7 protein-coding genes are annotated in these 7,809 nt (G+C 72.8%); 5 read left to right on the top strand and 2 right to left on the bottom strand.

Annotation, left to right across the window (positions count from 1 at the left end; all coding sequences use genetic code 11):
* The 3 genes from OTB19_RS40830 to OTB19_RS40820 all read left to right on the top strand — a co-directional run.
* Window positions 1-966, top strand: a 966-nt coding sequence (locus OTB19_RS40830) for an acyl-CoA carboxylase subunit beta (protein ID WP_324290589.1), incomplete at its 5' end; no start/stop codon positions are given.
* Window positions 967-978: 12 nt separating this feature from the next.
* Window positions 979-1,209, top strand: a complete 231-nt coding sequence (locus tag OTB19_RS40825; protein WP_267803929.1) for an acyl-CoA carboxylase epsilon subunit — start codon at window positions 979-981, stop codon at window positions 1,207-1,209.
* 175 nt (window positions 1,210-1,384) lie between these two features.
* On the top strand, window positions 1,385-4,375 hold the full coding sequence (locus OTB19_RS40820; protein ID WP_267803928.1) for an AfsR/SARP family transcriptional regulator: 2,991 nt from the start codon (window positions 1,385-1,387) through the stop codon (window positions 4,373-4,375).
* Window positions 4,376-4,399: 24 nt separating this feature from the next.
* Here OTB19_RS40820 and OTB19_RS40815 read toward each other — a convergent pair whose 3' ends face one another.
* The gene (locus OTB19_RS40815; RefSeq protein WP_267803927.1) at window positions 4,400-4,780 is read right to left on the bottom strand and encodes a hypothetical protein; all 381 of its coding nucleotides are present in this window, start codon (window positions 4,778-4,780) and stop codon (window positions 4,400-4,402) included.
* Between the two features lie 208 nt (window positions 4,781-4,988).
* Between OTB19_RS40815 and OTB19_RS40810 the strand changes: the two genes are divergently transcribed.
* The gene (locus OTB19_RS40810; protein ID WP_267803926.1) at window positions 4,989-6,800 is read left to right on the top strand and encodes an AfsR/SARP family transcriptional regulator; all 1,812 of its coding nucleotides are present in this window, start codon (window positions 4,989-4,991) and stop codon (window positions 6,798-6,800) included.
* Window positions 6,801-6,857: 57 nt separating this feature from the next.
* On the opposite strand, the gene OTB19_RS40805 is transcribed toward OTB19_RS40810, so the two are convergent.
* A complete protein-coding gene (locus OTB19_RS40805; protein ID WP_267803925.1) occupies window positions 6,858-7,085 on the bottom strand; it encodes a DUF6269 family protein in 228 nt (75 codons plus the stop codon).
* A gap of 145 nt (window positions 7,086-7,230) precedes the next feature.
* Between OTB19_RS40805 and OTB19_RS40800 the strand changes: the two genes are divergently transcribed.
* On the top strand, window positions 7,231-7,752 hold the full coding sequence (locus OTB19_RS40800) for a tryptophan 7-halogenase (RefSeq protein ID WP_267803924.1): 522 nt from the start codon (window positions 7,231-7,233) through the stop codon (window positions 7,750-7,752).
* Window positions 7,753-7,809 lie beyond the last annotated feature (57 nt).

Genomic DNA, 7,809 nt, shown 5'->3' with positions numbered 1-7,809 from the left:
GGCCCGGACGTGGTCCGCGCGGTGACCGGCGAGGAGATCACCCAGAACGGCCTCGGCGGCGCCGACGTGCACGCCGAGACCTCGGGCGTCGCCCACTTCGCATACGACGACGAGGAGACCTGCATCTGCGAGGTCCGCTACCTCATCACGATGCTCCCCTCCAACAACCGCGAGAACCCGCCGAGCACACCCTGCCAGGACCCCGTCGACCGCGGCTGCGAACGCCTGCTCGACCTGGTCCCCGTCGACGGCAACCGGCCGTACGACATGCGCGAGGTCATCGCCGAGATCGTCGACGACGGTGAGCACATGGAGGTGCACGAGCGCTGGGCCACCAACGTCATCACCACCCTCGCCCGGCTCGGCGGCCACGTGGTCGGCATCGTCGCCAGCCAGCCCCGGTCGCTGGCCGGCGTCCTCGACATCCACGCGTCCGAGAAGGCCGCGCGCTTCGTCCGGCTCTGCGACGCGTTCTCCATCCCGCTCGTCACCCTCGTCGACGTCCCCGGCTTCCTGCCGGGCGTCGACCAGGAGCACGGCGGCATCATCCGCCACGGCGCCAAGCTGCTCTACGCGTACTGCGACGCCACGGTCCCGCGGGTCTCCGTGGTACTGCGCAAGGCCTACGGCGGCGCCTACATCGTCATGGACTCCCAGTCCATCGGCGCCGACCTCACCTACGCCTGGCCCACCAACGAGATCGCCGTCATGGGCGCCGAGGGCGCGGCCAACGTCGTCTTCCGGCGGCAGATCTCCGAAGCCGAAGACCCCGAGGCCACCCGGCAGCAACTCGTCAAGGAGTACAAGGCCGAGCTGATGCACCCGTACCACGCCGCCGAACGCGGCCTCGTGGACGACGTCATCGACCCCGCCGACACCCGGGCCGTCCTCGTCGCCGCACTCGGCATGCTGCGCAGGAAGCACGCCGCGACACCCGCCCGCAAGCACGGCAACCCCCCGATGTGAGGAGCGAGAACCATGTCCGGCACTTCCGCACCCGCCCTCGAAGGACCCCTGGCGCCGCCCCTGTTCACGATCATCAGTGGCAGCCCCACCCCGGAGGAACTGGCCGCCGTCACGGCCCTCCTGACCCTCCTCACGACACCCCCCGACACCGGCCCGGCGGGACCCGCCGAGCCCGGGCCGGCCGCCCGGTGGGACCGGAGGGACCTCCCGCCGCCCGCCTCCTGGGCAGCGGCCCGTCCCTGACCGGCCCGTCCCTACCGGCCCGCCCCTCGGCAACCTGATCGGCGCCTCCCACCAGCCGCCCCGCCGGCAGTTTGCTGCCGTCCGCGTTGCGTGCCCGCCCGGCGGCCTGTAACTCAGAGTGAAGACGGTACGACCGCCGTTCCGGCAGGACCGCAGCGCAAACGAGGGGGCGTCCGTGCTTCAGGTGGTGTTCCGGATCCTGGGGCCACTGGACATCAGCGCCGACGGGCGACCCGTCGCCCTGCAAGGCGCCCGCCAGCGCACCATCATGTCCATGCTGCTGCTCGCGCCGGGCCGGGTGGTCTCCGTCGACACCCTCGCCGACGCCGTCTGGCAGGGAAACCCGCCCGCCACGGCCCGCAACCAGATCGCCATCTGCGTATCCGCCCTGCGCAAGACCCTCAGGACCGCGGTCGGCATCGACGACCTGCTCGTCACCAGCCACCCCGGCTACATGCTCCACGCCGGCGAGCACCGCATCGACGCCGTCGAGTTCGAGGAGCGGGCCGCCGAAGGACGCGAGGCCGCCCGCCGCGGCCGCACCGAGGAAGCCCGCGCCCACTTCGAGGAAGCCCTGGCGATGTGGCGCGGCCCCGCCCTCGCCGGGGTCGTCGCCGAACGAGTGGAGGCGGAGGCCGAACGGCTCACCGGGCTCCGCCTCGACATGTACGAACAACTCACCGCCCTGCGCCTGGACCTGGGCCAACACCGCGAACTCATCGGGGAGCTCACCGGCTTCGTACGGGCGCACCCCCTGCGTGAACAGGCCCTCGCCCACCTGATGCTGGCCCACTACCGCTCCGGCCGCCGCGCCGAGGCCCTGGAGACCTACCGCGACGGGGCACGCCTGCTCGCCGAGGAACTCGGCATCGACCCCGGCCCCGCCGTCCAGGAACTCCACGAGGACATCCTCGCCGACTCCCCGAAGCTCACCCTGCCCACCACCGCCACCCTCCAGTCGACCGCCGCCACCACCACGGTGCCCGCCCACCTGCCCCCGGCCCCGGCCTCCTTCACCGGCCGCCACCAGGAACTCGCCACCCTCGACCGCCTGCTGGACCAGCTCGACGGTTCCTCCCTGCCCGTCGGTTCCATCACCGGCACCGGCGGCGTCGGCAAGACCGCGCTCGCCGTCCACTGGTCCCACCAGGTCGCCGCGCGCTTCCCCGACGGACAGCTCTTCGCCGATCTGCGCGGCTACGACGAGGAGGAGGAACCCCGCAGGCCCGGAGCCGTCCTCGACCGCTTCCTGCGCGCCCTCGGCGTGCCCGGCCCCCAGATCCCCGCCGACCAGGTGGAACGCACCGCGCTCTTCCGCAGCGTCCTGGGCGGCCGCCGGATCCTGATCGTCCTGGACAACGCCCGCTCCTTCCAGCAGATCCGCCCCCTCCTGCCCGGCACGTCCGGCTGCTGCGTCCTGGTCACCAGCCGCGACAGCATGAGCAGCCGGCTCGCCGGTGACTACGCCCTGGTACCGCTGAACCTCGGCTCCCTCGAACAGGACGAGTCGATCACCCTGCTCTCCCGGGTGGCCGGCGACGACCGCCTGTCCGGCGATCCCGCGGGCGCCGCCCGACTCAGCGAACTGTGCGACCGGCTGCCCCTCGCGCTGCGCATCGCGGCCGCCCGGCTCGCCGCGAAGCCGCACTGGACCGTCCGCACCCTCGTATCGCGCCTGGAGGACCAGCACCGCCGACTCGACGAGCTGAGCCTGGACGCCCGCGGGGTCCGCGCCGGGCTCCGGCTGAGCTACCGCGACCTGCCCCCCGACACCGCCCGCATGTTCCGCCTGCTCGGGTCGCTGAACGTCACCGAGTTCTCCGCCTGGGCCGGCGCCGCCCTCCTCGACATCCACCCGGTCGACGCCGAGGACCTCATCGAGCAGCTCGTCGACGCCCAGCTCCTCGAACCCCTCAGCGCCAGCGCGGGCCACGTCCGGTACCGATTCCAAGACCTCCTCCGCCTCTTCGCTCGCGAATGCGCGCTTGCCGAGGACGGAGAAGGAGAACTGAGGGCCGCCCTGAGACGTGCCTGCGGGGTGTGGCTGGCGCTCACCAAGGAGGCCCACCGGAAGGTCTACGGCGGGGACTACACCGTCGTCCCCGGCTCCGCGCCCCTCCGCGAACTCCCCTCCCACCTGGTCGAATCTCTCGTGGAGAACCCCATGGAGTGGTTCGAGGCCGAACGCTCCTCCATCACCGGCCTCGTCCAGCAGGCGGCCCGCGGGGACGAGTCCGCGTACGCCTGGGACCTGACCATGACCAGCGTCACCCTCTTCCAGAACCGCAACTACCTGGAGGACTGGCGGGAATGCGGCGATGCGGCCCTGACCGCCGCCCGCCGCACCGGCGACCGGCTGGGCGAGGCGGCGATGCTGCAGTCGCTCGCCACCCTGGAGATCATCCAGTACGAGTACGACAGCGCGTACGAGCGACTCGGCCTGGCCCTGCACCTGTTCGAGGAGCAGGGCCAGCACCAAGGGCGGGCCCTGGTGCTCCGGAACCTGGCGATGTGCGAGCGCCATCGCGGAGACACCGATCGGGCGGTGGAGACGGGCCGCCGCTCGCTGGAGATCTTCCGCGCGGTCGGTGACCCCTACGCCGAGGCACATGTACTGGGCCTGCTGGCGCAGTTCGAACTGGAACGGGGGGACGCTCAGGCGAGCCTGATGCTGTCGTCGGAGGCGGTGGCCAGAAGCCGAGGACTCGGCACCGTGCGGGGCGAGGCACAGAGCACGCTCCGGCTCGCGCAGGCGCTGATCCACCAGGGCGACGGGGCGCGTGCGGAGGAGGCCTCCCGGCGCGCCCTGGAGCTGGTGCTCGGCAGCGGCGACCGCCGGGGCGAGACACACGTGCTGCGTGCACTGGGGGAGGCGCTGTGGCGCCAGGGGAAACTCGAGGAGGCCGAGGCGGTGGCACGCAGTGCTCTCCAGGTCGCGGAGCAGGTCGCGGACGTCTACCTGCGGGCGCGGGCGGCCGTCGTCCTCGGAAGCGTGCAGGCGCTGCGCTCGGACCGGAGCGGCGCCGCGAGTACGTTCAAGAGCGCGGCGGACCTCTTCACCGAGGTCGGCGCACAGGGGTGGCGAGCGCGGATGGATCAGGTCCTGGTGGCGCTCGCGGAAGGCGAACGGGACGACCTGCGGGGCCTGTTCGCGTTCCAACCCTGACGGCGGCCCTCCGCGGCCCCCCGCTCACATCCACGGATCGTCCGCCCCGGCACCGGTGGCGGAAACCTTCCACGGGTCGTCCGTCCCGGGCCCCTCGGCGGTGGCCTTCCACGGGTCGTCCGTCCCGGTCCCCCGGACGGTGGCCTTCCACGGGTCGTCCCGCAGCAGGCCGCCGGCGCGCACCGACCACGGGTCGTCCGTCCCGGCCACGGTGGCGGAGGCCTTCCACGGGTCGTCGTGGGTGGGGCCGGCCGCCGCGAGGTCGTCGAATGGTGTCACGCCCTGGTTCACGGCGACCCCCGCGACCGACACCAGGAGCAGGGCCGTCGTTGCCACCAGCCTGCCCAGCGGAGCGGCCGTCGCGGTCTGAGCGGTCTTGCGGGTGGAGAGAATGAAGCGGTTCATGGCGTCCTCCCGGACCTTCGTCGTCCGCTGCGGGCCGGTGCCCCGCGGTACGCCCTGAACGCTACGCAGCCCCCGTTTTCGTGCGCTTTCAAAACCCTTTCGGATCACTGAAATCGATCCGAGAGCGAGATGGAACACCAGGTCAATAGCGTTTCGCGCAAGATGACCCGCGAGCAGACGCGGGTTCGCGCAACGGTGGGGGACCTCCATGGACTTCAAGATCCTCGGGCCGGTCGCAGCCGAGCTTGACGGCCGCCCGGTCGCCCTCGACGGCGCCAAGCAGCGCACCGCGCTCGCCGCCCTGCTGCTCGCCCACGGCCAGGTCGTCACCGACGAGCGGCTGACCACTCTCCTCTGGGGCTGGGAGCCGCCCTCCACCAGTACCCACCAGCTCTACACGTACGTCTCGCGGCTGCGCTCCCGCCTGGGCCCGGACCACGGCCTGGAACGCCGCGGCGCCGGCTACCGCATGGACATCGCCTCCTCGGCCCTGGACTGGGACCGCTTCCGCCGCCTCGCCGAGACCGGCCGTGCCGACCTCCTCGCGGGCCGCCACGCCGACGCCGAACGCCGCCTCGCCGAGGCGCTCGCCCTGTGGACGGGCCCCGCCCTCAGCGACGTCACCGAGCACCTCGCCGCCGCCGAGGGGCCACGCATGACCGAGACGCACCTGGCGGCGACCGAACACCACGCCGAGGCCGCCCTCGCCCTGGGCCGTCACGACGAGGTCATCCCGAGCCTCACCCGGCACGTCATCCGACACCCCGTACGGGAACGCCCGCGCGGCCAACTGATGACCGCGCTCTTCCGCAGCGGACGCCAGTGCGACGCCCTCTCCCTGTACGAGGAGGGCCGCCGCGTCCTGGCGGACGAACTGGGCATCGACCCGGGCCCCGAACTGCGCGCCCTCCACCAGCAGATCCTCACCGCCACCCTCCCCCCTCCCGCCGCCCCCGCCCGCCGGACGACCACCCTCGCCGCGCCCGCGCCCGCGGCCCCGGTGCCCGCCCTTGCGGCACAGGCCCGGCCGGTCCCGGCCCTGCTGCCCGCCGCGCCCGGCGACTTCACGGGCCGGGAGGCGCAGACCCGGGAGGTCCTCGACGCCCTGAACAGCCACCAGAACGTGGCCGTCACCGGAGCCCCCGGCACCGGCAAGTCCGCCCTCGCCCTCAGAGTCGCCGAACACGTCCGCCCCGCCTTCCCCGACGGCCAGCTCTACGCCGACCTCCGCACCGCCGACGGCACGCCGCGCACCCCCTGGCAGGTCCTCGGCTGGTTCCTGGACGCCCTCGGGACCGCCCCGGCCCAACTCCCCGCAGGCCTCGACGAGCGCGCCCAGCTCTACCGCACCCTCCTCGCGGACCGCCGCGTCCTGATCGTCCTCGACAACGCGGCCGACGACACCCAGGTACGCCCCCTGCTGCCCGGCGGCGGCGCCACCCGCACCCTCGTCACCGGAGTCCGGCCGGACCTCGCCTCCCTCGAAGGCACCCGCCTCGTACGCCTCGGCCCGATGACCCCCACCGAGGCGACCCGCCTCCTGGCCCGGATCGCCGGCTCCGACCGGATCGCCGGCGACCCCGAGGCGGTCGCCCGCATCGCCGAGTACTGCGATCGCCTGCCGCTCGCCCTGCGCATCGCCGCGGCCCGGCTCGCCGCCCGCTCGGACCGCCCGCCCGCCCACCTCGCCGCCCGCCTCGCGGCCGAGGACCGCCGCCTGGGCGAGCTGCGCATCGGCAGCCTCGACGTCACCACCGGGCTGCGGCACGCGCTGGACTCCCTCGACCCGTCCACCGCCACGGCGTTCGCCGCCCTCACGGCCACGGACCTGCCCGTCCTCTCACCCCCGGACGCGGCCGCCCTCCTCGACCTGCCGCTCCACGAGGCCGAGGACCTCCTGGACCGGCTGGCCGACGCCCGCCTCCTGGAACCCGGGCCCACCGACCGCGATCCCGTCCCGCGCTACCACCTGATGCCGCTGGTACGGCTGTTCGCCCGGACCCGCGTCCTCACGGCCTGAGGTCCCGCCCCCGGCGGCCTGGTGGTCCCCGCCACCGGGCCGCTTCCCCCTGCGCGCTCATCCGCAGCCGCCGGCGTGCCCCTCGTCGAGCCCGTAGGTGGCGATGTACCCGTTGTCCGCGGTGCCCCGCGTGGCCAGTTCGTTCAACGCGTCGACATAGTCCGCGAGGAGTTCGGCCCAGGGTGTCGCACCGTCGCGCAGCAGGATCTCCTGATCCACCGCCGCACCGCGCTCGATCTCCGTCAGAATTTCCAGGGGGTGCTGGACCCGGGACTTCTCGAACATAGTTCCTCCTCTTGATGTCGGGCCCCGTTCAGGTCCCGCACCAAAAGATTCGACGCACCCCCTGTACGCGTTCTCCGGTCCGTCTGGAGCCCCCGATACAGCCGCCCGATACATTCCGTACAGGGATGGCCGCGACCCTTCTCCCATGGACACGAAAGCGACCACACCCGCCCCCGTCAGGGAAACAGTGATCGCCGGCGGTACCCTCACCGCCTGGATCGCCGCGGCCCGGCTGGCCTCCGCCTGCCAGGGCACGCTCCGCGTCACGGTCCTCGAAACCCCGCATCGCACCGAACCCCAGGTCACCGCCCTCGCACCGACCGTGCAACGCGACCTCTTCGACCGTCTCGGCATTCCCGAGAACGCCTGGATGCGCGCGAGCGCGGCCTCCTTCAACGCGGCCGTGAAATACGTGAACTGGGGCGTCGGTGAGAACCACTTCTACATTCCCCAGGACGGAACTCCGCCGGACTGCGAGGGATTTCCCCTCTCCGATTTCTGGCTCCTCCGCCGCCGGACCGGACAAACCGTCGAGCCGCCCGACCACGCCTGTTTCCGCGAGCCGCCGCTCATGGACGCCCGCAAATCACCGCGCTGGCCTCGATCCTTCAGTGATGAGGTCGTGTTCGTGGGGTGGTCGGTTCACCCCGGTTTGTTCTCGTGGTGAGGTTCCGGGGTCGTCGCGTGTCGCTGCGGGGTGCGCCGGGTTCCACGGGTCCGGGGT

Origin of the sequence: Streptomyces sp. H27-H5 (assembly GCF_026627505.1) — a bacterium.
Lineage (GTDB): Bacteria > Actinomycetota > Actinomycetes > Streptomycetales > Streptomycetaceae > Streptomyces.
Note: the sequence above shows the minus strand (reverse complement) of the source record. Positions and strands in the feature narration are given on the sequence as shown.

Bases quoted from the DNA above. Each gene is read 5' to 3' on its own strand.
- OTB19_RS40810 (WP_267803926.1), top strand. From the start codon at position 4,989: ATGGACTTCAAGATCCTCGGGCCGGTCGCAGCCGAGCTTGACGGCCGC.
- OTB19_RS40815 (WP_267803927.1), bottom strand. From the start codon at position 4,780: ATGAACCGCTTCATTCTCTCCACCCGCAAGACCGCTCAGACCGCGACG.
- OTB19_RS40805 (WP_267803925.1), bottom strand. From the start codon at position 7,085: ATGTTCGAGAAGTCCCGGGTCCAGCACCCCCTGGAAATTCTGACGGAG.
- OTB19_RS40825 (WP_267803929.1), top strand. From the start codon at position 979: ATGTCCGGCACTTCCGCACCCGCCCTCGAAGGACCCCTGGCGCCGCCC.
- OTB19_RS40800 (WP_267803924.1), top strand. From the start codon at position 7,231: ATGGACACGAAAGCGACCACACCCGCCCCCGTCAGGGAAACAGTGATC.